We start from the raw sequence: 23,172 nt of genomic DNA on the forward strand, positions 1-23,172 counted from the left end.
TATCGATCGGTATGATTAGATTGTAGGAGATTCATTCCCTTCTGTCAATTCGGTCAGCCAAGATCAGTGATCGGACTAGCCTATAAATATTTTTCGTAATCCTTTAAATTCAGGCCCATGAACAAATTCGATCCACGAACCTCTTGACAGCACTTTGCTCGGGAAGGTAAGGTAAGCACAAATCATTATGTACCGATTGGTATGTTATGATAATTGAAAGCTCGGGAGGGGTTCGTTGTGAACAATCTGCAGGAAACCAAATCGATGGTAACCGGAGAAAGGATGGGGGAGGAAAAGGAACAAAGGGCCGCCGTTCCAACCACCGCAACGGCTGCATCCGTGCAGCCGATAACCCGCTGGACCGCGCTGCTGTTTGCTGCGGCGTGCGGCTTGGCGGTCGCCAACGTCTATTACGCCCAGCCGCTGCTGGATTCATTGGCGGCGCAGTTCGGGATTTCGCATTCGTCGGTCGGGGTGGTCATTACCGTTACGCAGATTTGCTATGCCATAGGTTTGATTCTGCTCGTTCCGCTGGGAGATTTGTTGAACCGCCGCAGGCTGATTCCGGGCATGATGCTGATATCCGTGGCTGCATTGGTCGTCGTAGGTACGGCAGCTAACCGGGGCATTCTGCTTGGAGGGATGGCGGTCGTCGGGCTTTTGGCCGTGGTCACGCAGGTGCTGGTTGCTTATGCCGCGACGCTGGCGGCCCCCGAATCACGGGGGCGGGTCGTCGGCGTAGTAACGAGTGGGGTGGTGATCGGGATTCTGCTGGCCCGAACATTCGCCGGTCTGCTAACGGATGCCGCCGGCTGGCGCTCCGTCTACCTGGCGTCTGCGGGTCTGATGCTGATCGTGGCCAGCATTCTGCTTAAGGTACTGCCGGGGAAGGATCCGGAGAAGACTTCGCTGAAGTATCCTCAGCTGCTTCGGTCGGTGCTGGGCCTGTTCGTGCAGGAGCGGATCCTGCGTGTTCGCGCCATGCTGGCGCTGCTGATTTTTATGGCGTTCAGCATATTGTGGACCTCGCTGGTGCTTCCGCTCAGCAGCCCGCCGCTCTCCCTGTCGCACAGCGCCATCGGAGCGTTCGGACTCGCCGGGGCCGCCGGAGCGGTTGCAGCGGCAAGAGCCGGTCGGCTGGCCGACCGGGGGATGGGACAGCGTACCACTGGTGTTGCTTTGGCGCTGCTGCTCGTTTCATGGCTTCCGATCCGATATACGGAGCACTCGCTGCTGTCCTTGATCCTGGGCATCCTTTTGCTCGATATGGCGGTACAGGCCGTCCATGTGACGAACCAGAGCATGATTCTGAGCGTACGCCCGGAAGCGCGCAGCCGATTGACTGCGGCTTACATGACGTTTTACTCGATCGGCAGCGCCACGGGTTCCATCGCCTCGACGAGCATTTATGCCCGATTCGGCTGGGACGGGGTGTGCATGCTCGGGGCAGGCGTCAGTGCGTTTGCGCTTTTATTCTGGGCATGGACCCGGCGAAGCGGGGAAAAGGAAGGGTGAGGTCCTGCTAAGCACCAAAGCGGTCAGGCGCAAACGACATTGCCGCAGTACTCGCATTCTTTTTCCCGCTCCGCGCCCAGAAATACCCTTGCTCCGCAGCCGGGGCATTCAACGGTTTTCGGAGAGGAGGACTGACCGGAAACGGGGGATTGAAATCCCGAAGGCCATCCATGACCGTTTTCATCAGAGGCAGAGTCCTCTTCGTCATACTCGTCATCGTACTCGTCATCGTACTCATCATCGTATTCTTCTTCATACTCTCCGTTGAGGTAATCCTCAAGCGCCTGTTGTTGGATGTAGACGGTTCCGTTGATAACTCTGCCTTCCGGGAGGAGCCCTTCCTCAAACATAAACGTCAAATCCCGGGTGACATCGGCGGGGGATGTCTGTGAAAGGCTGCGAATCTGCTCAACGGAGGTCAGGCGCATGCTTACAACGGCTTCCTGATAGACTTGAAGCAGGGAGCCGAATTTTTTATCAAGTCTATGGCCGACCAGGAAAAAGATCAGGGTAGGAAGAAACCAATATATCGCCAGAACAATCCCTGAGGTCAAATAATCAATCTGTTCCTCCTCTCCAAACGTATCGTAGGTCAAATAGAGAATGATCATGATGGAGATATAGGAAAAGACCATAGCCCATCCCAATAGCCGTAAGTTTCTGCCTTTGGCTTTGTTATGATGGTGGGTCGATGCCAAGCGGATGAAGGCGAGCAGTCCGCCGACGGGAAATACGAGCAGGGTGAGGATGATAATCCACGTGTCAAATGTCGAAAATCTAACTTTATATGGAACCGGGATCTCCATATGATGGTCTCCTTTATGCGTGATGATGTTTATGTATATTAGAATGAACTAAAGAAATGGTTAAACTTTAGTTCAATCTATATAGAACCAGCTTTTGTTTGAAGTAACTGCGAATTTCTTTCTCGTGCTGTACGCTCGATATCTTGGATCAGGAGTAAAGCTTCATTGGCTAATTGTTCACGCTGGTCCGGCACAGCGGTAGCGATCAGGCTCACCTGATCCTCCAGCAGCGATATTTTCTGCAGAAGCAGCTGCTCCACTTCGTATAAGGCCGGAACCGAAATGGGGTCGCTGTACCGGAGCGTATCCTCCAGGCGGCGGATTTGCTCTTGAACATGACCGTGCTGGGACTGCTCCGGCAGCGATTGAAGCTTCTGACGGATAGTTTCCAGCCGATTTGCCGTATCCCGCCCCTTGCTCCAGCTGCGGTGATCCCGCCGCTCCTGCCTGGCAGCATAGGTTCCGGACAGTTCCACCGTCCCCGTGAGGATGATGAATCCGATCAGGGTGAGAATCTGGCTCCATACATAAGAGGTGACGGAGAGCGTGGTCCAAAGACTGAACAACAACATCTCCAGCAGCACCGCCCCGGCGTACAGTCCAGCTGCTATACCGGAGCCAATGTAAAAGGGAGCAGGCATGCCTGAACCCTGACGGCGGTTAAGCATGCGATATACAAACCGAAGAACGGCTGCTGCCGCGCATCCCGCGCCGGCACCGGATATCCAGGACCGGCTCTCGGCCCAGCCGCCGCTCCACCCAAACCCGATGAAGACAATCAAGGGAATGAGGATGACAGCGGTAAAAAACCTGCTTTTATGCATCAGTGTGGTTCCCCTTCCTTTGGCCTCGTTATCAGGTTTGGGCATGGCCGCATTCCATGCAGAATTTCTGTCCATGCTGTACCTCCGCCTGACAGTTCGAGCATTTCAGGATGCTGCTGGTTCCGCAGCCCGGGCAGAAACGGGCCTTCGGGTCCATCCATTCCCCGCACTCGCGGCACAGCTTCGGCAGCAGGGTTCCGCAGCTGCTGCAGTTCACCGATCCGATCTTGAAGTCATAGCCGCACGCAGGGCAGGCGTTGTACGGATCGCCGCAGTTCAGACAAAACTTGGCGTTCGGCGGAAGCGGTTGTCCGCAATCGCTGCAGACGATTTTTTTCGCGGGGATGCCGGCTGCTCCTAACGTCAAACTCTGGCCGCAGGCAGAGCAAAATTTCGAATCGGCTGCGTTCAGCTGCCCGCATGTCACACAGGCTTTTTGCTTCACGTCCATATCGCTAGTGGTTTGAACCTTCACATTGCCGGCCATTTGCTGGACGGCGTCGTACATCGATCCTGCCATGCCTAATCCCATGCCGAGTCCGCTGCCGACGATACCGGCGGTGCTGCCCGGATTTTTGGCGGCGCTTTCGAGCGTATCGTAGGAACGTTCTTGTTGATAGGTGAAGCCGATAATGTCCATTTCCGCTTTTTTGGCCAGTGCTTCCTTAATGCGCTGCGTAGACGGATCATTTTCCGGAAAATTAATCGAATCGATAAAGAAATTCACAAGGGATATGCCCATTTCCTCAAAAGACGGTGCGATCGTGTCCCGGATATGCTTGGAAATTTCGGCGGCGTAGGCGTTAATTTCAACCACGCTGATTTTTTTGTGGATAATGTAAGAGGAAATCATTTCGTTAATGTTCGAGGTCAGAACCCCGCGGTAGTATTTCACGAGTGTATCTTGATCGAACGATGGAAGTGTGCCGACCAATTTCAGCAAAAACTTGCGTGCATCTTCAATCTCCACCCCGAATTGGCCGAAGGCCCTGAGCGATACAATAATGTTAAACTTCGGATCCTGCAGTTGGATGGGAGATGCGGTTCCCCACTTCACATCCAGCGACCGGAGCTTATTCACAAACCATACCTCTGCAGTAAACGGCGATTTGCCGCCGAATGGCAGATTAATGAGGTTGGAGAGGATCGGAATATTCGCCGTGCTCAAGGTGTGGCGTCCTGCCACGAAGGAATCGAGAGCCCGGCCGCCTTTAAATAATATCGCTTCCTGTGTTTCATGAACGATCAACTGGGTCCAGGTCCCGAGCTCCTGGTTCGGGTAGCGCCAGGCGAACACCCCCGGTGGTCCTTCGTATTCCACTACTTCAATGATAGCCATTTGCTGCACTCCTTTACTGACACGGTTCGCCTTCATCCCATAACATTCCATGGAAAAAGGTACTAATTGACTACTATTGTATACGATATTAGCCCTATTTGGGGGTCAAAATTTGGAAAAAACATGTTCGAACAAGGAAATTTTGCATAGAAATTCGAATTGTATTTTATATGAGGTAAACAAGTTGAGGAGGAATCCATTTGAAACCGGGTCTGCTGGTCATCGATATGCAGAAGCCGGCATCTCATTTCGTATCCTGTCATCGAGGCACTGGTGGAACTGGGCTAGGTCGGAAAAATAAAACGAAGACCCGCATGGAGGGAGGCGATCCCTGCTGCGGGTCTTTTGGTTTCCATTCAGGCGGTTTCCTATTCGGATAGATCCACCCTCTTTGCAGGAGGCGCTGCCTTGGAAGCAGCCCTTTTCTGTGCTTGAAAAGGAGCCACGAACCATTGAACGACGATGAGCGCCACCGTTACTCCCATCAAGCCGTAAATGGCAAACGAAAACGGACCTGCGGCATCATGGATGAGGCCGATGAGAAAAGGTCCGGCGGCCCCGATCAAATAACCGGCGGATTGCGTCATGGCGGCCCATGATGCGGCTTCGTGGCTGGTTGCAGCTGCGTCCATCGGGAGGAGCAGGCCCAGCGCAAATAAAGTTCCGCTGGCCAGGCCGATTATGGCCGCGGCCAGCCAGGGCAGAGGCGAGAACAGCAGGATCAGGCCGGCCAGCTGCGTCACCGATGATACCCATAGCCACAGCAGGCGGGAAGGGTAGCGCCGCAGCAGCCGCTGCAGGATCGTACCGGCCGGAATCTGCGTGATGGCAAAGATGGTGAGCATGACGGCCGCTTCCGACGAGGTGTATCCCAGGCTTTGCATCACGGGCGGCAGCCACGCGAGGAGGGAATAGAAGCAGGCTGCCATAAGGCCGAAATGCAGGGTGAGCAGCCATGCTTTGGGATTCCGCCAAGGCAGGCTGGCAGATGGGACTTCGCTAACCTTTCGCGGACCGGGACGGCTCCCCCGGTGCAGGGTCCACCAGACGGCGGCTCCGGCCGCCCCGAGTGCCGACCATACGGCTAAGGCGGCTTGCCACGATTGGGAGTCCGCCTGCAAGGGGAGGGACAAGCTTGAAGCGAGCGCAGCCCCGAGAGACAAGCCGGCCGAGTAGACGGCGATCATTGCAGGGACGCTGTTGGGAAAATGCTGCTTAATAAATCCGGACAGCAGGGGACCCATGGCTGCAATGCCAAGCCCGGCAATCAGGGCGGTCAGCAGCAATACGCCGGCCGAGTGCACGAACAGCCGCAGGACCGTTCCGAATCCGATAAGAACGAGTGACCAGCGAATCACGCGCTCAGTCCCCACCCGACCTGCCAGCTTGGCCGATACGGGGGATAACAATCCCATGCACAGCACAGGGATGGATGTCAGCAGGCTTGCCGCTGCGGACGACATGCCCAGGTCATCCCGGATGAAGGCGAGCAGCGGGGATACCGAGCTGATGGCAGGGCGCAAGTTCAAAGCGGCCAAAAAGAGAGCGGCGGTCATGAGGCCGCCATGGGTTGGTTTTGGAGACCGATACATAGGCGTCACCTTCCTTCCATTCATTGCAAAATCCATCCTACCATGCTAGATTGGCTGTAATAAGCACCACTCTGGAATGATTTTGAACATACCAATTTGAAAAGGAAGGGAGTGAGCCGTATTGGCACAGGAACCTACAGGCGTGCAGGCAGCAGACACTAAAACGAGACAAATCTACTCCTTGCTCAGGGAACGGATCTTCCAGGGACAATATTTCGCGGGTATGCGCCTGCCGTCGAGCCGGGAGCTGGCGCAGGAGCTCGGCGTGTCACGCACGCTGGTCGTCAGCGTATATGAGCAGCTGGTAGCGGAGGGGTATTTGGAAGGGCGGCTCGGATCGGGGACGTATGTGGTCGATTTGGAAAACAGGAAGCCTGCAAGATTCGAGAAGTCGGATCAGAGCTTTCATTCTTCCCGGAAGCAGCCTGATGACGGTTATGGTTTCGACGGAGTCGATTTCCGGCCGAGCTTTCCGTCGATGGAGCATGTTCCGCGCAAAAAGTGGCGCGAGGTCGCCTACAAGGTATACGACCAGCTGGACGACCGGGAATACGGATATGCCGGTCCCGCGGGGCACTGGGGGCTGCGCCTGCAAATATGCGACATGCTGCTGAATACGAAGGGCATCCTATGCGATCCCGAGCAGGTGGTCGTTACGGCCGGTGCGACACAGGCGATCACGCTGGTGTGCAAGCTGCTGCTGCAGCCGGGAGAGACGGTCATCTCGGAGGACCCGACGTCTACGTTCATCCATGGGATTTTTCAGACGGCCGGCGCGGACATTGTGCCGGTTCCGGTGGATACCCAAGGGCTGCGGGTTCAGGATATTCCCGGCCAGGCCCGGCCCCGTCTTGTTTTTGTCACGCCGTCGCATCAGTTTCCGTTCGGCAGCATCTTATCCATCGGGCGGCGGATGGAACTGCTGGAGTATGCGCGTAATACCGGCTGCTTCATTATTGAGGATGATTATGACAGCGAGTTTCGGTACGCGGGTATGCCAGTCCATGCGTTAAGGGAGCTGGATGCGGAGCGGGTGATCTACATCGGCACCTTCAGCAAAAATCTGTTCCCGGCGCTACGCATCGGCTATATGGTTCTGCCGCGGGATTTGGTAGCGCCTATGGAAGGCATCAAACGTCTTATGGATATGCATACGCCTACGCTGGATCAGGCCATCCTGGCGAGGTTTATCGCGGATCAGCATTTACAGCGCCATGTCACCCGCATGAAGCGTGTTTACAGCCGGAGAAGGAAGCTGCTGATCCGCAGTCTGAGCGAAACGTTCGGGAACCGGATTCAGGTGAGCGGCGACGCCACGGGCCTTCATTTGATCGCAGAATTTTCAGGGCATATTTTTGACGAGGAACGGGTCCGAGCATTAGCGGAAAAGGGTGTCCGGGTCTATCCGGCCGAAAAGTATGCCATCGTGAAGGGGAGGTTCGAGGACAAACTGATTATGGGATTCGGCGATGCAGCCGAGCCGCAGATTCCAGAGGGAGTCCGGCGGATAGCAGGGGTGCTGAGGGACTGGGAGAACAATGAAACAGCCCGGGAATGACTATAAGGTCGTTCCGGGCTGTTTTTGTAGAGCGTGAACGTTTCTAATTTCGCCGGAAAAGCTTCCGTTAGATGCTTTCCGCGAATTGCACCACTTCTTTCGGCTCAGCCCGCGTCCGATAATCCGGATCTACACTCGCATAACGGATGACGCCCTGCGGATCGATGACGTAAGTGGCGGGCACGGGAAGCTCCCACGAATCGTCACTGTTGAATTGGTCCAGGGGAAAACCGAGTGACCGGTACACCTGCTGCAGGTCTTCCGCCAGCCGGAAGGTCAGCCGGTATTTCTCCGCCACCTTGTTGTGCAGGTCGCTCAGGACTTGATAACCGAGTCCGTTTTTTTCCTGCATGGACAAGGAGTGATCCGTTGTTTGGGGACTGATGGCCAGCAGCCGGACTCCTGCGTCATGAATGCGGTCCAAAAGCCGCTGGTAGGCCCTTAATTCCAAATTGCAGAACGGGCACCATTCTCCGCGGTAAAAGGTCAGAATGACCGGACCGTGCGCGAATTCTTCAGATAACGTAACAGGGTCACCTGTCTGATTGCTTAACGTAAAATCGGGTGCGTCATCTCCAACCATCAGGCCGCGTGCGGCACCGGATGTGCGTAGGTCCTCGACGGAGCGCTCGATCGCTTCGGTAACGGCTGCGGGCAGCACTTCCAGGCCGTGCCGGGTTGTTGCCGACAGTTCGTCATTCAGCTTCCATTGGGGCGAATCGGACATATCTTCACTCTCCCTTGTAGGATATGCGCTCATCATATCGTGACCGGGGAATGAAGCACTACCAGTAGAAGGAGCCGGATGCTGGTTGGCGGGATTTTTTTGTGAGGGTTTACGGTTTCCTGATCAGCGTACCCGGGTTCATGCCGTACTTCCCGCGGAACGCCTCGGCAAAATAACTGGGATTGGAATAACCGACTGACACGGATACGTCGATGATGCTGGCATCAGGCTCTTGAAGCAGGTGGTATGCCGTTTCCAGCCGTGCCTCCCTCAAATAGCCGAACACGGTGCTGCCGTACCAGTCCTTAAAGCCGGTCTTCAGCTTGAATTCGTTCAGGCCGATGAGGTGGGAGAGCTCCGATAAGGATGGCGGGTGGCTCATTCGATCCAATATGATTTCCCTCGCCCGTTCCAGCTTGGACAGATCTGTTCTGGACAGGCCGGAGGGCCTCTTTTCCTTGCCCAAAAGCATCGAACGGAACGCGTGGGACAGCAGCTCCAAAATTCGGCACTCCATTTCTATGCTCAGCGAGTCCGGCCGGGCAGAGGCCTCCATCATCTGCTGCAGGAGGTAGGCCGAAGCAGGATCATAGGCTTCCTGGAACAGACGATATGGCAGCGTTCCGATAATCTGATGAAAATCCACGGCCCGGGTGCCCTCGCTATTTTCCATGAAATGATGGAAGGCGGTGACGGGAATGGCGATGCTCATCATTTGAAACGGCTGATTTTTGGAAAAAGGCATGCGGGCTTCCGCCGGGTTGGCAAACTGGAGGCTCCAGCTGCCCGGCTTCATCTCGAACTCCCTGCCGGACACCTCGACCCTCCGGTAGCCTTGAACACAGCAGCTCAGCTCGACCATCGGCACCTGGGTGTGCAGGGCTACAGTATAGTCATCGTTCAAACGAAAATCGACTGCCGCCACCCCTAGATCCTGCCGGGGAGCCAGTCGCTGCACCGTTCCTTCTCCCATCCATGAATGAAGGCTCATGCGTTCGTACCGGCGCCCTGATGAACCATGCATCTGTAAACCATCAAAGAACTGCCTAAAATTGTGGTGAACGTCAGGCAATGCCATTTCCTTTGCACCCATTTCCTGTATATTTGTGATACCATTATACGGCTATAGCGTTGGGATCTCTATATGGTGGATGGGTGTGGAGAAGAGGAGAACAACGTGATAACGGATGGACAGAGGGGGAGAGGGATGGAACCGATCGAGGAGCGGATTCGGAAGTTACTTGCCGAAATCAGGGAGCAAGTTGGGTATGACCGGGCTGAGCCGCTTGAGAAGGGATTTTCGGACGCGCGGAAATTTGTGTTGTATCAGGCGGATACCCCGGTGTACCTGCTTCGGATACATGAAGGAAGCATGTATTTCAGACAGCGGATGGAGTTCGAACTGCTCCGAAAGCACGAAGCGAATCAGGTCCACTGCTCCAAGCCGCTGGTGGCGGAGCTGGTTGGGCATCTTGACCTCTGCTATTTGCTGCTGTCCTACATCCCTGGCGTTAGCGGGGATGAAGTTTTGCCCGGATTAGCGCCGGAAGCTCAACTTCAGCAGGGGACGGCGGCCGGAAAAGAGTTAAGAAAGATTCATCAGGTCACTCCTGAGGTCCCTCCCTATACACTGGGCGGCGCGGCGTGCAGAAAAATACAGGCAGAAAAGGGAGAAGGTTCGGGAATTGGGCCTTCGCTTTTATCGGCAGAACGATTTGGAGAAATACATAGACGACAACCTGGGCTTGCTTGAAAAGAGTCCGGTAACCTTCCAGCATGACGATTTTCACCCCTCCAACTTGATCTTTCAACATGGATGCCTTGCCGGTGTGATCGACTTTGGCCGGTTTGACTGGGGAGACCCGTGGGAGGAATTTTTCAAACTGCCGAAGTATACCTGCCAAGTCAGCCCGTATTTTGCCAAGGGCCAGGTTCACGGATATTTCCAAGATGGCATTCCGGAGGACTTTTGGCCGAAATACAACCTGTTTGTGGCGCTGAACCAGCACGCGACCTTGATCGGGGGCATCCAACATGATAGAGTTCAGGAAACGCTGAAAAAGATCGAGCGGACGATCAACACGCATGACTTTCAAAACGGGGGGCCGCCGGCGTGGTACCGCCTGCAATAAGGAGGACGGGGCGGGCCTCTATGTCGAGGAAGGATTTAAACGTATGATTTTCTGATGGAAAGGAGCAGATCGATTCATGCTGGATGCACGTTCATTATATTTGCGGAGCGTGATGCTGAGGAGAGAGGAAGTGCCGTCCTTTCGTGCGTATCCCTTCAGCCTGCCGGCTGTCCATGACTTTCACAGCTTGTCGTTTCAGAAGCCGGTGACGTTTATCGTCGGCGAAAACGGATCGGGCAAGTCCACCCTGCTGGAAGGGATGGCGGTCGCCTGGGGATTTAATCCCGAAGGAGGCACCATTAATTTTTCCTTTGAAACGATGTCCTCCCACTCGGAGCTGCACCGGTACATGCGGCTCGTGCGCGGCGTCGTCCGGCCGAAGGACGGCTTTTTCTTTCGGGCGGAAAGCTATTATAATGTGGCGACGAATATCGACCAGTTGGATGCGGAGATGAGCTATGGTCCTCCGATCCGGGACTCCTATGGAGGCAAGTCGCTGCATGAGCAGTCCCATGGGGAGAGCTTCTTTGCGACGTTTATGAATCGGTTTGGGGGAAGGGGCCTGTACCTGATGGACGAGCCGGAGGCCGCACTCTCTCCCTTGAAGCAGCTGTCCATGCTGTCGCGGATCCACCAGTTAGTGAAAAAGCGGTCGCAATTCATTATCGCCACGCATTCGCCGATCCTGATGTCATATCCCCATGCGGAAATTTGGCTGCTCGACGATCAAGGCATGCGCCCGGTGAAGCTGGAGGATACGGACCATTACGTGATCACCCGAAAAATGATGGAGAGCCCGGGGCAGATGCTGGACATTTTGCTGGAGGAGGATCCGGAATAGAAGATAACAACAGCCGCCCCCGATTACCGGAAGCGGCTGTTCTTATACCAATCTTAGGCCCGCTTGACCCGCACAGGCAGGCTTACCAGCCCTTGGCCGGCGGCGGAAGGCGTTAAATTCTCTTCCAGCTGGAAGCCGGGAACCGGCTCGATCATCTCAAAGTAATCCATGAACAGCTCCAGCCCGATATTCGCCTCGAGGCGTGCCAGCGGTGCGCCCATGCAGAAATGCGGTCCATTCCCGAAGGTCAGATGCCTTTTGGCGTTCGGACGGTGGATGTTCAGGGTGAAGGGGTCCTCAAACACCTGTTCATCCATGTTGGCGGCGCTCATCCAGGCGACGACGACATCGCCTTTTTTTAAATCGACGCCGAGCACGTTGTTATCCTGCTTGACGGTACGGTCCATTTTGGAAATATTGAAGCGGTAACGCAGCATTTCCTCCACGGTGTTTGGCACCAGCTCCCGGTTTGCCCGGACCTCACCGTAAACCTGGTCGTTATCGTACAGGAACGAATAGAACGAGTTGGCGAGCAGATGGCTTGTCGTTTCTACGCCAGCGCCGAGCAGGAACATCGTGGTGCGGACGATCTCGTCATCCGTGAACCGTTCTCCTTCCACATCAGCCTGGATCAGATCGGAAATAATGTCATCGCCGAGCTGGGATCTTTTCTGAACAATATAAGGAAAAAGGTAAGTATAGTACTCTGTGGCAGCCTTGCGCTTCAATTCGCCGATTTCGGCTGCCTTGTCTTTGTTATACGGAAGAAACAAGGTGTCTACCCACTCTTTGAACAGCAGGCGGTCTTTGGAGGGCACCCCGAGCAGATCCGCCATCACAATGACGGGCAATGCGCCGGTAAAATCCTTGACCACGTCGATGACGGGAGCATCTCCCATCTCATCTAGCAGTTGGCGGACGACCTCGTGAATCCGCGGCTCCCACAGCTTCAGGCTTCGCGGCGTAAAAGCGGCGGACAGCAGGGAACGGCGTTTCCGGTGCTCCGGCGGATCGGCATTGATCGTATTGATCTTATCGTTTCCCCGGCCTTCGTCATTGTCGGCGCCGACGCTGATCGTCGTCCGCGTTCTCACGCTGGAGAAATACTCATAGTCGCTGAGCACCCGTTTGACATCGTCGTAGCGGAATACGTTCCAGGTATTTGTGGCTTCATTGTAACTGATCGGCTCGTTCTGCAGCTTGTCCCGGTACCAATCGTACGGGTTGAATTCTTCGGATCGTGATCGGAACTGGGTGATATCCGCTAAAGCAATGATTTCTTGCATTCCATTCCCTCCCGTGTTGAAGAATAGTAGGTGACTTCATGCTTAAAATATCATATGTTAATTTAACATATTGGCCGAAGGGGAGCCACTGCCCAACGCCCCATGACTTTGGGTGCAGTAGGAAATGCGGAGTTTGTCGGAATTCGTTGAAGAACGATATCCGAATTGGTATGCTATTAAATACATAAACCCGGACAGCAGTCAAATCAGACGAGAGGGCAGGATCTATGTATATCGATTTACTCATTTTAATCCAGATTGAAAAATCCCCCAAACACGGGTACGAAATCAAAAAAGAGATCCAAAAGGACCTCGGCTATTTGATGGATGTGAATCATAACCTGCTGTACCCGGCGCTGCGCCGATTTACGTCGGAAGGGGCCATTATCCGAAAGCGTAATGAGCAGGAAGGCCGGCCCAGCCAGTACGTGTACGAAATTACCGATGCGGGCAGGGCGAAAATCGCCGAGCTGATCAACGCTTTTACCGAAAAGGACGCCAAGCATGAAATTGAGTTCATGATCCGAGTATCCCTTTTTGACCGTATTTCCCGTGAGAATCGGCTCAGAATTCTGGATATGCGCAAAAAGGACCTCGAATCCCTCTTGGCTGGCATTCAGCAGCGCCAGGAAGGAAGCGTGGCTCATGACATGTTCCTGAATGAGGTTCTTCAGCAAACGATATCGCGGGTTGTAGGGGAGATCCGCTGGATCGACGAGCTGATTCGTAAGACGATAAGTGGTGAATGAAGAAATTAAAGGACATACCTTCAGGAAGATCAGAGGCCACAATTGGGGCAGGGCAGATATCCTGATAACTTTAGATTATTTGGTAAAAAAGGTGGGGGCGTGTGAATACCGAAACCATAGCGGACATTCTCGGGTTGATTGCTTATATCTCGCCACAAGCAAGGGATTATGTGGAGCTGGCTGTCCGGAATGAAAAGCTTGATGTTATCTATCATAAAGCAACAGAGCGGGAACATGGTGTTTTTTGTATCGCCGAGGATGATCAATCAGTTATTGCATATTTTTCATTCATACAGGAAGCTTATTCTGATGCCCTCCTTGATCTCATTTCGAATACCATGACTCCCTACCTTCAGCAGACTGGCACCAAGGAGCTGTGTTTCAATTTATACGGAGAGAACGTAAGGGCGATTCATTTCGTCCGCCAGTTGGGTTTTCAAACGGATATGGAGGGCTATCATTTGTATTATGACGGGCCTCATGAACCGGATCTATCCCATACGGATCTCATCGTAAATACATATGAAGCGAGTATGCTGACTCCTTTGGCCGACTTATTTGACAGGGCATACGCCGCATTGAATGCAGAAAACGGCTGGCCACTGGACGAACACCGCATGAATATAAGTTTGTTTCATGAGAGATTGGAGGATAAGGTCCGAAACGATGAGTTTCGTTCGTTTTGGAAAGAGGGAACTCTGATTGGGGCTTATATTATTTCTGGTGGATATATCCAGGACATCGTTGTAGCACCGGATCAGCAGAACCGCGGATATGGCAGTGCCATCCTTACTCACTGCATCCGGCATATGATGGGTAAGCAGATCCCAAAAATCTATCTGCGTATCGCCAAAACCAATCAGGGTGCCAAAAGGCTGTATGAGAGGCATCAATTTAAAGTAGTGTCTAGCTTTGCGGAACATACCTGGAGAGCAACAAAAAAGGATAGCGTATAAAAATCCAAAGGCAGCCCGGTTCTCACCGGCTGCCTTTTCTGTATTACCTTACGTTTAAAAGGGGTACGTCCGGATTTGTGTCCTTGCCGTAGTCGATGCCGTCCGTCTCAAATCCGAACAGCTGGAAAAACTCGCGACGGTACTCTTTCAGATCCGTCAGCTCATATACATTATTCGTTGTGACCTGATCCCAGATCCAGGCCACTTCCTGCTGGACATCCGGACGCAGTTCCCAATCGTCGATGCGGATTCGGCCCGCCTCGTCTACAGGCGTTCCACCCTCGTGGTACAGCTTGTCGGCGAACAGCCGGTACGACTGCTGGATCGTATTTTCGTGGATGCCCTTTTCCTTCATCACTTTGTAGAGCGCGGCGATGTACAGAGGGAAGACCGGAACGGCAGCAGCGGACTGGGTGACCAGGGCTTTGCTGACGACGACGAAAGCTTTTCCGCCTAAAGCGGACAGCTCACGGGTCAGCCGCTGCGCGGTTGCCTCCAGATCCTCCTTGGCTTTACCGATGGTGCCTTCCCGGTAAATGGCCCGGGTAAGCTCCGAGCCGATATAGGAGTAGGCAATGGTCATCGCTCCGTCGGCCAGGAGGTTCGCCTGCCGAAGCCGGTCGATCCAGCGCTGCCAATCGGCGCCTCCCATTACGGCAATCGTCTGGGCGATGTCGTCACCTTCCGCCGGTTCGGTCGTGACTTCGTCGGTCACTTCGCCGGTATGAAAGTTCACGGCCTTGCCGGTGAAGGGCGCTCCGATCGGCTTCAAAACCGAGTTATACGTCTTGCCGCTGTCCGGGTCGGTACGTCGGGACGAAGCTACGCTGTACACGACGAGGTCCACTCGGCCGAACTCATTGGCAATCGTGTCCATGACGCGGTCCTTCGTCTCATCCGCAAAGGCATCGCCTGTAATGCTGACGGATGTCAAACCGGCTTCAGCGGCCCGCCGCTCAAAAGCCGCCGAATTGTACCAGCCCGCCGATGCGGTCCGTTTATCCCGGCCGGAGCTGGGTCGGAAGACGCCGATGGTGGCGGCTCCCGCCCCAAAAGCGGCAGCGATCCGGGCCGACAGGCCGTACCCTGTGGAGGCTCCGATAACCAAGACCCGTTTCGGGCCGTTCAATTTAGGCTGCTGCTGTATGTAATCGATCTGCTCCTGGACCTGCTCGGCACAGCCTTCCGGATGCGCCGTCGTGCAGATGAAACCGCGTGTTCTGGGTGTAATGATCATAGGGAGTGCGTCCTTTCTTTGCGAAGATAAGTCTAGAAATATTGTACCTCTCTTGTTTTGAAAAGAAAAACGGGTGTCATCCAGTAAGCGTGGAAGTGTATGAACAGTCATCGTAGACGCGTAGGCTCGAGCCGAAGAGTGCAAAGGGAATGCCCAAAAAGCAATTTCCCACGCCAAGGGAGGTAATTGACTGGTGAGGGCGAAGCAATATACGAAGAAATATGGATAAGTTCGTCCGAGTTCTATCCTTTTTAAAACGCAGATTTGGAGGTTGAATAACCATGATGGATGAAATGACGCAGCGAATGAAGGTATTGACCGAGTGCGACGGTGTGCCCGGACATGAAGGCGCCGTCCGCGCCCAAATGAAAAGCTATCTTGAACCGCTCAGCGAGGAACTGGTTATGGACCGGCTCGGCAGCGTGTTTGGGGTGAAAACCGGCCTTGCCGGAGGACCTAAAGTCATGCTTGCCGGCCATCTGGACGAGATCGGGTTTATGGTCACCCAGATTACGCCGAAGGGATTTCTGCGTTTTAACCAGCTGGGCGGCTGGTGGGCGCATAACGTTCTGTCCCACCGGGTGAAAGTAAAGACGCGCAAAGGCGAATACATCGGCATCATCGGCTCCAAGCCGCCCCATGTGCTGGAGGCCGAGGAGCGGACCAAGGTCATGAAGCTGAAGGATCTGTACATCGATATCGGGGCCAAAGATGAAGCGGACGCCAAGGACATGGGGGTTCGTCCGGGCGACTGGGTCGTACCGGTAAGCGATTTCTTTACGATGCGAGATGGCGAGCTGTGGGCGGGTAAAGCGCTCGACAACCGCTCCGGCTGCTCGCTGGCGGTCGAAATCCTGTCCCGTCTACAGAATGAACAGCATCCGAACGTCATTTATGCGGGAGCGACAGTGCAGGAGGAAGTAGGTCTCCGCGGTGCGGGAACGGCCGCCAACCTCATCCAGCCGGACGTAGCTTTTGCGCTGGACGTCGGTATCGCGCATGACACACCGGGCAGCGAGTCGAACCCGATGAAATGCAATATGGGCGGCGGACCGCTGGTGCTCATTTTTGACGCTTCGATGATTCCGAATACCGCCCTGCGGGACCTTGTAATCGACACGGCGGAGGGGCTGGGCATTTCCGTGCAGTTTGACGCCATTACCGGCGGCACGACAGACGGCGGCCGGATTCATACGAGCGGCATCGGCTGCCCGACGCTGTCCGTGGGATTTGCCACGCGATACATTCACAGCCATAATTCCGTGATGTCCAAATCCGATTTCAGCCAGGCCGCCGACCTGCTGACGGCGGTGATCAAGAAGCTGGACCGCGAAACGGTGGATAAGCTGATCGGGTAGGGCGGTGGAGCGCGTTATATACTATAAATCCGGAAGACTACCATTTGATCCATGACGGATTTTATGTGGAATACAGCGATTTTAATGTGTATCGTTATGCGAAGAAAAACAACGAGGAGTGGCTGGGTTATGATTCAATTTTCCAATGACCGGATCACCGTGTTTCAAAGCGCCTTGTTTCAGACCACTTCTACTGTCATTCAGTTGAACGAGGGCATTCTGATCGTGGATCCGAATTGGCTTCCCGGCGAGATCGAGGAGATCAAGGAATACGTTGGCAAGGTTCGTGGGGATCGGCCATGCTATCTGCTGTTTACCCACGGAGACTTCGACCATATTATCGGTTACCGTGCTTTTCCAGGGGCGGTCACAATCGGAAGCGAGGGCCTGAAGCGCCATCCGAAGAAAGAGCATAAGCTGCGCCTGATTCGCGATTTTGACGCGACTTACTATGTTACCAGGGACTACCCGGTGGAGTTCCCTGAGCTGGATATCATGATTACCGGGGATGGCCAGCAGGTGCCGATCGGCAGTGATACGTTGACTTTCTATTTAGCGCCGGGACACACGGCGGACGGTCTGTTTACTGTTATCGACCCGCTTGGTGTATTTGTGGCCGGAGACTATTTATCCGATTTCGAACTGCCTTTTATTGAAGATAGTGCACGATCTTATGAGCAGACCTTGCATAAGGCCGGCCGGATTCTGAAGGAGCATGCGGTGGAGTGCCTGATTCCTGGTCACGGTCAATACACGGCTGATCTTCCAGAGATGGAGCGGAGAGTGAGCATGGCGCTTGATCATATCGAGCGGTTGAAACAGGCGGTGCTTGCGGATGACCGGGAAGCGCTGGAACGGCTGCAGCAGGAGCACGGATTTGTGTCTGAGTCGACCATCGCGAGTCATGAGGAGAATGTCAAAATCATTCGACGAGAATTTGGGGGAACAGAGTTCGAAGGATGAGATATAAGTTTTGGAACGGTACTGAATGTAGGGGATTCGCAAAAGGGGCATAGTAAATGTGCCCCAAGGCCGTGTAGAGGAACGATGAAACAACAGTTTTCGTTGAGAAGGATGTTCCTTTTGACTAAAATGGAATAAAACGTAAAGCGTCAGACATCATCGGTATGTTCTGATGCTTTATTTTTTGAGTGGGGCTAAGTGCAACAGAGCTGCCGGAAGGGGCGATGGCCATGACGCTGGTGTTGTATCACTACTATGAAGCAGCACAGGGTCCTTTTCGAAACCTTTCGTGTCTGCCGCTGGAAGAAGCTCGTGAAATTTTGGGGCAGATCGTGCAGGAAGGAAAAACGTTTGCCAGTAAAAGGGCAGGCGATCACATGGAAACGAGGCTTATACTGGAGAGCCGGGCCAGAGAGGCGTTTATAGCCAAAGGCGGCCAGCCCGCAAATCCGTATCCGCATTATATGACCCTCGGACCGTGCGATTGGCTGTGTTCTTGGTATGTGGAACCGAACGTGGTTCAAATCGATTGGGACGAATTCGATGATCGTTCGATCAGTTTTACGTACGGCGATCTGTTTCCGACAATGCGCTACGAAGATGGCAAGCCCTACCGGAAGCAGGTATATACGAAGGATGAAATCCGGGAAGTCATTGCCAGGCATGGGCTCCCGCAGGAATGGAACAAGCACGGGGACCGGGGGCCAGAGCGATACATTGAGGCACAGATTTGGGATGAAAAGGTGATTGGAAGGTATTAACCATCTATTTATGGAGGTTTATAAGCCATGCCAAAGGATAAGCAGGATCTGACGGAAAGCGATTTGCCCAAGCTGGCCCAGCCGGCGGTACGCGCGCTCCGGAATGCGGGCATTACCCGGCTAGAAGAGGTCGCGAAACTCACCGAACCGGAGCTGAAGCAGCTTCACGGCATCGGCCCCACAGCGGTAGAACAGCTTCGGCGGGCAATGGCCGACAAGGGATTGGATTTTTCCAAATAAGGAGCTGTCCAAAAATGGAGCAATGATCGGATCGGAGGGAGCTGATGGGAATTGATGAAATCATTGAGCTGTCATCTTATCAGGATGAATGGAAAGAAATTTATGAGCAAGAGCAGAGGAAGCTGGAGCCTGTGTTCGCGGGACAAGCGGTGGAGTTTGCCCATATCGGGAGTACGTCTGTTGAAGGGATGACAGCCAAACCGATTGTCGATATCCTGATCGGCCTCAAGGAGCTTCACATTGACGAGTGTACAGACCGGCAGCTGGTTGCTTTACAGTATGAGAGCATGGGTGAGGCGGGAGTGCCAGAGCGGATTCATTACCGTAAACGTACCGGGCAGAAGATCAATCTGCAAATTACCGAGTGGGACTCCGCCATTTGGCGGGATAACCTGCTGTTCAGGGATTACCTGCGCGCCCATCCGGAGCAGGCGAATGCCTATGCACAGGCCAAACGGAACACGGTGGCCAGCGGCATCAACACGCTGCTGAAATACTCGGATGAAAAGTCCGGAACGATTGCTGAGCTGTTAAAGCAAGCGCGGGAGTGGGCAAAGGTCTGATTCACCGTAGGAGGGAGGAGGTAGCTATGCGCATTATCGTGACAGGAGGCGCTGTTATTCAGGATCAAGCCGGCCGCATCCTTATGCAGCGCAGGTCCGATTATGGGGATTGGGGATTGCCCGGCGGTGCGATGGAGCCCGGAGAAACGATTGAGGAGACGATGCGGCGGGAAGTGCTGGAAGAGACCGGACTGGTCGTCCTGAAACATGAACTGATGGGTGTCTATAGCGGGCCGAGAATGCAGTACACCTACCCTGACGGGAACGAGGTTGTGTTTGTCATGTTCATCTTCAAGGCGGAAGCAAACTTGCAGGGAAGCCTTTCCGATAACGGAAGGGCACTTCTTTTTCAGGACCTTCATCAGGAGTCGCTTCAGCTTGAATTCAAATCCATGGATGAAATCGAACAGCTGCCGATCAGTTCCGTTCAGCGGCCTGTTTTTGAAGATTTAATGCAAATGAAAATTTCTATATTAAGGAGCTAAAATTATGAGTCCAATCACTGTACGGACGTATCAGGAGAAAAATATCCCTGCCGCTCAAGTGAAACAGCTGTATGATCACCTGGGATGGTGGCCGGAAAGAACGTTGGCCGATATCGAATCCATGCTCGGTTCATCCATTGCTGTCGGCGCCTGGGACGAGGACAGGCTGGTCGGGTTTGCGAGAGCGGTCTCGGACGGCTTGTTCCGTGCCTATATCGAGGATATGAGCGTGCACGAGGATTACAGAAAACGCGGCTTGGGACGGGAAATCATCGACCGCATCACCGCAGAACTGAAAAATATCCACGTGGTCAGCTTATTTTGCGAGAGCGGCCTGGTGGATTTTTATCAACAGACCGGCTACAAGCCGACACGGCAGGTCGTCATGCACAAGAGTCATGAGGCAGCGAAGGTGACAAATGGGGAAAAGAACGATGAGCGCGCTTGATGCTTTGCGATTTCCGATAGGTTCTTTTGAGCCCGTGATTGCCCCCTCCTCTCAGCAGCGCGAAGATTGGATCGGGCAAATTCCGGAATTGAGCAGCAAGCTGCAAAGCGTTCTAAGCCATTTTCAGAAAGAGCAGCTCGATGTTCCTTACCGCCCTGAAGGCTGGACGGTCCGGCAGATCGTTCATCATTTGGCGGATAATGATATGAATGCGTATATTCGTTTTAAAAGAGCCCTGACCGAGCAGGAGCCTCTGGCAAGTTCATACCGGGAAGACCTGTGGGCCGAGCTGCCGGATTATATGGATCTGACCATTGGACATTCAGTGTCGCTGATGGAGCTTTTGCATCATCGCTTTTATAGACTGCTGCTAAACCTGACTCCGATGGACTTTCGCAGAACGATGCGAACCGAAGTGCTCGGAACGATCACACTGGACACGGCCCTGCAAAGGTTCATCTGGCATCATCGTCATCATACCTCCCAGGTTGCCGCTTTTGCCGCGAGAATAAATAGGGATCAATCAACGACGATCAAGCCCGAAAGGACGTCATAATATGTACATAAGCAAAGGATTGTCCGATCTGATGGAGCAATCCGAAATCGATTACATGATCGACCGGATGAAGGCGATTCAGGAGCGGCCCGGCAATCCGATGGGGATCGACATTCAAACTTTTGGCGGTGCTGCCGCGTTCTATAGTCAAGCGATGCCGTGGCCGCAGTTTAATACGGTGAAGGGAATTGGAGAGCAAGAGGCTGAGCGTCTGGATGAAGTTCTGGAATTTTATCGGAAGCGGCAGGGCCGATGCCAATTTGAGGTGGTTCCTTCCAAAACTCATCCCAAGCTGATGAGGGCTCTTTTTGATCAGGGCTATTACCAGACCGGGTATCATGCGACTTTATACGGCGAACCGCGCTCTTGTGAGACAGTAAGAGAGCATATTACGATCCGGGAACTCACCGCAGACGAAATGGACTTGTATGCCGAAATTCACTGCCTGGGCACCGGTCTGCCGATATCCGGCAAACACCACATCGCCGACAACAACATCGTTCTTTATGACAGGGATGGATGGAAGTTCTATGCTGCGTGGGTTAACGGCAAGCCGGCCGGCGTAGGCGTGATGTATATCCAGGATGACGCGGCTTCGCTGACATTTGCCACTACACTTGCGGAATACTGTAACCAGGGGGTTCAGCAGGCGCTGCTGGAAAAAAGGATCACCGAAGCGCATCAAAGCGGCTGCCGGATCGTGGTCGGCCAGGCGGCCTACGCCTCGACCAGCCACCGCAACATGGAGCGGGCAGGTCTGAAGCTGGGCTATACCCGGGGAACATGGGTTCAGGCATAAGCTGACGGTCGTTGTGTAAAAGTCACGGATTAGCGTTTTTGCTGATGGCTATTTTTTCGGAGGAGGAATGTCATTTGAAAAGGGTGCTGCCTCTATTCCTTGGTTTCATCCTTCTTTTTCCACTATCGATCGCCTCTGCAAGCTGGGCTTATCCATTTGTCGTATACTCCGGCCATATCTACCAGGTCACAAAACAAGCCGTTCAGCCCGAGGACATTGGCCCAAAAATTGGCAAAGTCACGAAGTACTCGGACCGGGAAGGGACGTATCGGGGGAATTTCTCCAATATGTATCCCAAAGGAACAGGTTACTACGCCATTCAAGGGCGGAGCAGCCAGGAGGCTATCGCAGTTCGAACAGGCGAAGATACGTACATTTTGGCGATTCAGCAGGGAGCTTATTCCGGAGGGCCAGAGATGCGAACGATATGGTGGTTGTACGCGGGGATCGGCATCGTCTCAGTCGCTAGCTTAGCGGCGGCGGCCAGAGTTATGCAGAAGCGGGGAGCTCGGGAGGGGAGCAAGTGAAGCGAAAATATGCCGACCGGCAGAATTGGCGGCGGGTGCTGGAAAGAGACTTTGCCTACCGGCCGCTCCGATCCGACGAATTTAATGGGCATGTGACACTCATCTCGATTCATCAAATCAGCGAACCTCTTGTCGTACAGATGCAGAACCGGGACTTGTGCCTGGCGGATCAGGGATACGTTTGGATGCAGCACTTTCCGGAAGAGGAGCACTACGCGGTCACCACCATGTTTAATGCGGAGCGTGAGGTCATCCAGTGGTACGTAGATATAACGAAACGGAACGGTCTGAGCGGGGAGGGCATTCCTTACTGGGATGACTTGTATCTGGACTTGGTCGTCTTTCCCGACGGCAGCTATGTGATCAAAGATGAAGACGAGTTGAGCGGAGCGCTTCGCAGTTCGGCTATTACGGAGGAGGACTTCGTGCTCGCGCACCGAACCCTGAATGGGCTGCTGCCCCAGATCGAGACGGGGACCCATTGGATATGGAACCTTAGTAAGAAACACCTGGATTGGATGCTGGAAAGGAATTAGCGAAGCGAGCAGATTCCGAGGGAGGTGATTACGCGTGAAAAAGGGCATACCCTATTTCCTGATGATTCTGGCCGCGCTGGTCCTTTTGGTGCAAAATCATCAGGATGTATCCGTGGGGGACATGATTTTTTCAAGCTTAGGTTTGGATCCATGGACAGGGGGTTCAACCGGGTATCATCTGCCGGTCATCGCCGGTTTGGCATTGCTCGTGGCGGGCATATTTGGTACCGTGAGACTGTACCGTGCCAAGTATCCGCGGATCCTCAGCTGGATTTTGCTGGCCTGCATGGTGGTCATTTATACGTTTCCTCTGGTCACCCGGCTAATCGGCTCGTTATGAAGATCGTACAATTTATAAATAGATAAGGCAGGGG

27 protein-coding genes are annotated in these 23,172 nt (G+C 53.9%); 19 read left to right on the forward strand and 8 right to left on the reverse strand.

Annotation, left to right across the window (positions count from 1 at the left end; translation table 11 throughout):
• Positions 1 to 282: 282 nt before the first annotated feature.
• Positions 283 to 1,515 (forward strand): MFS transporter, encoded by a 1,233-nt coding sequence (locus tag C7820_RS17060; RefSeq protein WP_116232655.1) that lies wholly within the window; start codon positions 283 to 285, stop codon positions 1,513 to 1,515.
• A gap of 23 nt (positions 1,516 to 1,538) precedes the next feature.
• Here the strand turns inward: C7820_RS17060 and C7820_RS17065 are convergent, their stop codons facing one another.
• From C7820_RS17065 to C7820_RS17080, 4 genes are all read right to left on the reverse strand, one after another.
• Entirely contained in the window at positions 1,539 to 2,321 is a 783-nt protein-coding gene (locus C7820_RS17065) for a hypothetical protein (protein WP_116232074.1), read from the reverse strand.
• A 77-nt stretch (positions 2,322 to 2,398) separates the two neighbouring features.
• Positions 2,399 to 3,220 (reverse strand): DUF2730 family protein, encoded by an 822-nt coding sequence (locus C7820_RS17070; RefSeq protein ID WP_116232075.1) that lies wholly within the window; start codon positions 3,218 to 3,220, stop codon positions 2,399 to 2,401.
• On the reverse strand, positions 3,177 to 4,484 hold the full coding sequence (locus tag C7820_RS17075; RefSeq protein ID WP_116232076.1) for an SPFH domain-containing protein: 1,308 nt from the start codon (positions 4,482 to 4,484) through the stop codon (positions 3,177 to 3,179). Before C7820_RS17075 ends, C7820_RS17070 begins: the two co-directional genes overlap by 44 nt.
• A 368-nt stretch (positions 4,485 to 4,852) precedes the next feature.
• Positions 4,853 to 6,100 (reverse strand): MFS transporter, encoded by a 1,248-nt coding sequence (locus C7820_RS17080; protein WP_181909097.1) that lies wholly within the window; start codon positions 6,098 to 6,100, stop codon positions 4,853 to 4,855.
• Between the two features lie 97 nt (positions 6,101 to 6,197).
• On the opposite strand from C7820_RS17080, the gene pdxR reads away from it, so the two are divergent.
• On the forward strand, positions 6,198 to 7,634 hold the full coding sequence (pdxR, locus tag C7820_RS17085; protein ID WP_116232078.1) for a MocR-like pyridoxine biosynthesis transcription factor PdxR: 1,437 nt from the start codon (positions 6,198 to 6,200) through the stop codon (positions 7,632 to 7,634).
• Between the two features lie 67 nt (positions 7,635 to 7,701).
• Here the strand turns inward: pdxR and C7820_RS17090 are convergent, their stop codons facing one another.
• Both C7820_RS17090 and C7820_RS17095 read right to left on the reverse strand, forming a co-directional pair.
• Positions 7,702 to 8,361 carry a peroxiredoxin-like family protein gene (locus tag C7820_RS17090; protein ID WP_116232079.1) on the reverse strand — a complete coding sequence of 220 codons (660 nt, stop codon included), beginning with the start codon at positions 8,359 to 8,361 and terminating at the stop codon, positions 7,702 to 7,704.
• 109 nt (positions 8,362 to 8,470) lie between these two features.
• Positions 8,471 to 9,319 (reverse strand): helix-turn-helix transcriptional regulator, encoded by an 849-nt coding sequence (locus C7820_RS17095; RefSeq protein ID WP_258875290.1) that lies wholly within the window; start codon positions 9,317 to 9,319, stop codon positions 8,471 to 8,473.
• A 249-nt stretch (positions 9,320 to 9,568) separates the two neighbouring features.
• Here C7820_RS17095 and C7820_RS33680 point away from each other — a divergent pair, with 249 nt between their 5' ends.
• From C7820_RS33680 to C7820_RS17110, 3 genes are all read left to right on the forward strand, one after another.
• The gene (locus tag C7820_RS33680) at positions 9,569 to 10,114 is read left to right on the forward strand and encodes a phosphotransferase (protein ID WP_220376656.1); all 546 of its coding nucleotides are present in this window, start codon (positions 9,569 to 9,571) and stop codon (positions 10,112 to 10,114) included.
• Positions 10,047 to 10,493: an aminoglycoside phosphotransferase family protein gene (locus tag C7820_RS17105; RefSeq protein ID WP_258875291.1), complete on the forward strand. Its 447-nt coding sequence runs from the start codon at positions 10,047 to 10,049 to the stop codon at positions 10,491 to 10,493. The genes C7820_RS33680 and C7820_RS17105 overlap by 68 nt, the downstream gene beginning before the upstream one ends.
• A 76-nt stretch (positions 10,494 to 10,569) precedes the next feature.
• Positions 10,570 to 11,334, forward strand: coding sequence for an AAA family ATPase (locus C7820_RS17110; protein ID WP_089545655.1), 765 nt, complete (start codon positions 10,570 to 10,572; stop codon positions 11,332 to 11,334).
• A gap of 53 nt (positions 11,335 to 11,387) precedes the next feature.
• Here the strand turns inward: C7820_RS17110 and C7820_RS17115 are convergent, their stop codons facing one another.
• Positions 11,388 to 12,620, reverse strand: coding sequence for a cytochrome P450 (locus C7820_RS17115; RefSeq protein WP_076173305.1), 1,233 nt, complete (start codon positions 12,618 to 12,620; stop codon positions 11,388 to 11,390).
• Between the two features lie 227 nt (positions 12,621 to 12,847).
• Between C7820_RS17115 and C7820_RS17120 the strand changes: the two genes are divergently transcribed.
• On the forward strand, positions 12,848 to 13,369 hold the full coding sequence (locus tag C7820_RS17120) for a PadR family transcriptional regulator (RefSeq protein WP_076173304.1): 522 nt from the start codon (positions 12,848 to 12,850) through the stop codon (positions 13,367 to 13,369).
• A 101-nt stretch (positions 13,370 to 13,470) separates the two neighbouring features.
• Positions 13,471 to 14,325 carry a GNAT family N-acetyltransferase gene (locus C7820_RS17125; protein WP_084204032.1) on the forward strand — a complete coding sequence of 285 codons (855 nt, stop codon included), beginning with the start codon at positions 13,471 to 13,473 and terminating at the stop codon, positions 14,323 to 14,325.
• Between the two features lie 43 nt (positions 14,326 to 14,368).
• Here C7820_RS17125 and fabV read toward each other — a convergent pair whose 3' ends face one another.
• A complete protein-coding gene (gene fabV / locus C7820_RS17130) occupies positions 14,369 to 15,562 on the reverse strand; it encodes an enoyl-ACP reductase FabV (protein WP_116232083.1) in 1,194 nt (397 codons plus the stop codon).
• Between the two features lie 281 nt (positions 15,563 to 15,843).
• On the opposite strand from fabV, the gene C7820_RS17135 reads away from it, so the two are divergent.
• The 12 genes from C7820_RS17135 to C7820_RS17190 all read left to right on the forward strand — a co-directional run bounded on the left by C7820_RS17135 (position 15,844) and on the right by C7820_RS17190 (position 23,138).
• On the forward strand, positions 15,844 to 16,920 hold the full coding sequence (locus C7820_RS17135; RefSeq protein ID WP_397334173.1) for a M42 family metallopeptidase: 1,077 nt from the start codon (positions 15,844 to 15,846) through the stop codon (positions 16,918 to 16,920).
• Positions 16,921 to 17,049: 129 nt separating this feature from the next.
• Complete coding sequence (locus C7820_RS17140; protein ID WP_116232084.1) at positions 17,050 to 17,883, forward strand: MBL fold metallo-hydrolase; 834 nt, start codon at positions 17,050 to 17,052, stop codon at positions 17,881 to 17,883.
• A gap of 230 nt (positions 17,884 to 18,113) precedes the next feature.
• A complete protein-coding gene (locus C7820_RS17145; protein WP_116232085.1) occupies positions 18,114 to 18,644 on the forward strand; it encodes a hypothetical protein in 531 nt (176 codons plus the stop codon).
• Between the two features lie 27 nt (positions 18,645 to 18,671).
• Positions 18,672 to 18,884 carry a helix-hairpin-helix domain-containing protein gene (locus C7820_RS17150; RefSeq protein WP_116232086.1) on the forward strand — a complete coding sequence of 71 codons (213 nt, stop codon included), beginning with the start codon at positions 18,672 to 18,674 and terminating at the stop codon, positions 18,882 to 18,884.
• Positions 18,885 to 18,928: 44 nt separating this feature from the next.
• Positions 18,929 to 19,447: a GrpB family protein gene (locus C7820_RS17155; protein WP_116232087.1), complete on the forward strand. Its 519-nt coding sequence runs from the start codon at positions 18,929 to 18,931 to the stop codon at positions 19,445 to 19,447.
• Between the two features lie 26 nt (positions 19,448 to 19,473).
• On the forward strand, positions 19,474 to 19,932 hold the full coding sequence (locus tag C7820_RS17160) for an NUDIX domain-containing protein (protein WP_116232088.1): 459 nt from the start codon (positions 19,474 to 19,476) through the stop codon (positions 19,930 to 19,932).
• A gap of 4 nt (positions 19,933 to 19,936) precedes the next feature.
• On the forward strand, positions 19,937 to 20,380 hold the full coding sequence (locus tag C7820_RS17165; protein WP_116232089.1) for a GNAT family N-acetyltransferase: 444 nt from the start codon (positions 19,937 to 19,939) through the stop codon (positions 20,378 to 20,380).
• Positions 20,367 to 20,936: a YfiT family bacillithiol transferase gene (locus C7820_RS17170; RefSeq protein ID WP_116232090.1), complete on the forward strand. Its 570-nt coding sequence runs from the start codon at positions 20,367 to 20,369 to the stop codon at positions 20,934 to 20,936. The genes C7820_RS17165 and C7820_RS17170 overlap by 14 nt, the downstream gene beginning before the upstream one ends.
• Position 20,937: 1 nt before the next feature.
• Positions 20,938 to 21,735 (forward strand): GNAT family N-acetyltransferase, encoded by a 798-nt coding sequence (locus C7820_RS17175; RefSeq protein WP_116232091.1) that lies wholly within the window; start codon positions 20,938 to 20,940, stop codon positions 21,733 to 21,735.
• A 74-nt stretch (positions 21,736 to 21,809) separates the two neighbouring features.
• Entirely contained in the window at positions 21,810 to 22,262 is a 453-nt protein-coding gene (locus C7820_RS33495; protein WP_181909098.1) for a hypothetical protein, read from the forward strand.
• A complete protein-coding gene (locus tag C7820_RS17185) occupies positions 22,259 to 22,798 on the forward strand; it encodes a ribonuclease FAU-1 family protein (protein WP_116232092.1) in 540 nt (179 codons plus the stop codon). Before C7820_RS33495 ends, C7820_RS17185 begins: the two co-directional genes overlap by 4 nt.
• Before the next feature lie 34 nt (positions 22,799 to 22,832).
• A complete protein-coding gene (locus tag C7820_RS17190) occupies positions 22,833 to 23,138 on the forward strand; it encodes a hypothetical protein (protein WP_116232093.1) in 306 nt (101 codons plus the stop codon).
• Positions 23,139 to 23,172: the final 34 nt, after the last annotated feature.

The sequence above is a fragment of the Paenibacillus sp. VMFN-D1 genome (genome assembly GCF_003386155.1).
GTDB classification, from domain to species: domain Bacteria; phylum Bacillota; class Bacilli; order Paenibacillales; family Paenibacillaceae; genus Paenibacillus_AQ; species Paenibacillus_AQ favisporus.

Excerpts from the sequence above, each read along its gene's own strand:
- C7820_RS17060 (WP_116232655.1), top strand. The coding sequence starts at position 283 with ATGGGGGAGGAAAAGGAACAAAGGGCCGCCGTTCCAACCACCGCAACG.
- C7820_RS17065 (WP_116232074.1), bottom strand. The coding sequence starts at position 2,321 with ATGGAGATCCCGGTTCCATATAAAGTTAGATTTTCGACATTTGACACG.
- C7820_RS17070 (WP_116232075.1), bottom strand. The coding sequence starts at position 3,220 with ATGGACAGAAATTCTGCATGGAATGCGGCCATGCCCAAACCTGATAAC.
- C7820_RS17075 (WP_116232076.1), bottom strand. The coding sequence starts at position 4,484 with ATGGCTATCATTGAAGTAGTGGAATACGAAGGACCACCGGGGGTGTTC.
- C7820_RS17080 (WP_181909097.1), bottom strand. The coding sequence starts at position 6,100 with ATGAATGGAAGGAAGGTGACGCCTATGTATCGGTCTCCAAAACCAACC.
- C7820_RS17090 (WP_116232079.1), bottom strand. The coding sequence starts at position 8,361 with ATGTCCGATTCGCCCCAATGGAAGCTGAATGACGAACTGTCGGCAACA.
- C7820_RS33680 (WP_220376656.1), top strand. The coding sequence starts at position 9,569 with ATGGAACCGATCGAGGAGCGGATTCGGAAGTTACTTGCCGAAATCAGG.
- C7820_RS17110 (WP_089545655.1), top strand. The coding sequence starts at position 10,570 with ATGCTGGATGCACGTTCATTATATTTGCGGAGCGTGATGCTGAGGAGA.
- C7820_RS17115 (WP_076173305.1), bottom strand. The coding sequence starts at position 12,620 with ATGCAAGAAATCATTGCTTTAGCGGATATCACCCAGTTCCGATCACGA.
- C7820_RS17120 (WP_076173304.1), top strand. The coding sequence starts at position 12,848 with ATGTATATCGATTTACTCATTTTAATCCAGATTGAAAAATCCCCCAAA.
- fabV (WP_116232083.1), bottom strand. The coding sequence starts at position 15,562 with ATGATCATTACACCCAGAACACGCGGTTTCATCTGCACGACGGCGCAT.
- C7820_RS17135 (WP_397334173.1), top strand. The coding sequence starts at position 15,844 with ATGATGGATGAAATGACGCAGCGAATGAAGGTATTGACCGAGTGCGAC.
- C7820_RS17140 (WP_116232084.1), top strand. The coding sequence starts at position 17,050 with ATGATTCAATTTTCCAATGACCGGATCACCGTGTTTCAAAGCGCCTTG.
- C7820_RS17145 (WP_116232085.1), top strand. The coding sequence starts at position 18,114 with ATGACGCTGGTGTTGTATCACTACTATGAAGCAGCACAGGGTCCTTTT.
- C7820_RS17150 (WP_116232086.1), top strand. The coding sequence starts at position 18,672 with ATGCCAAAGGATAAGCAGGATCTGACGGAAAGCGATTTGCCCAAGCTG.
- C7820_RS17155 (WP_116232087.1), top strand. The coding sequence starts at position 18,929 with ATGGGAATTGATGAAATCATTGAGCTGTCATCTTATCAGGATGAATGG.
- C7820_RS17160 (WP_116232088.1), top strand. The coding sequence starts at position 19,474 with ATGCGCATTATCGTGACAGGAGGCGCTGTTATTCAGGATCAAGCCGGC.
- C7820_RS17165 (WP_116232089.1), top strand. The coding sequence starts at position 19,937 with ATGAGTCCAATCACTGTACGGACGTATCAGGAGAAAAATATCCCTGCC.
- C7820_RS17170 (WP_116232090.1), top strand. The coding sequence starts at position 20,367 with ATGAGCGCGCTTGATGCTTTGCGATTTCCGATAGGTTCTTTTGAGCCC.
- C7820_RS17175 (WP_116232091.1), top strand. The coding sequence starts at position 20,938 with ATGTACATAAGCAAAGGATTGTCCGATCTGATGGAGCAATCCGAAATC.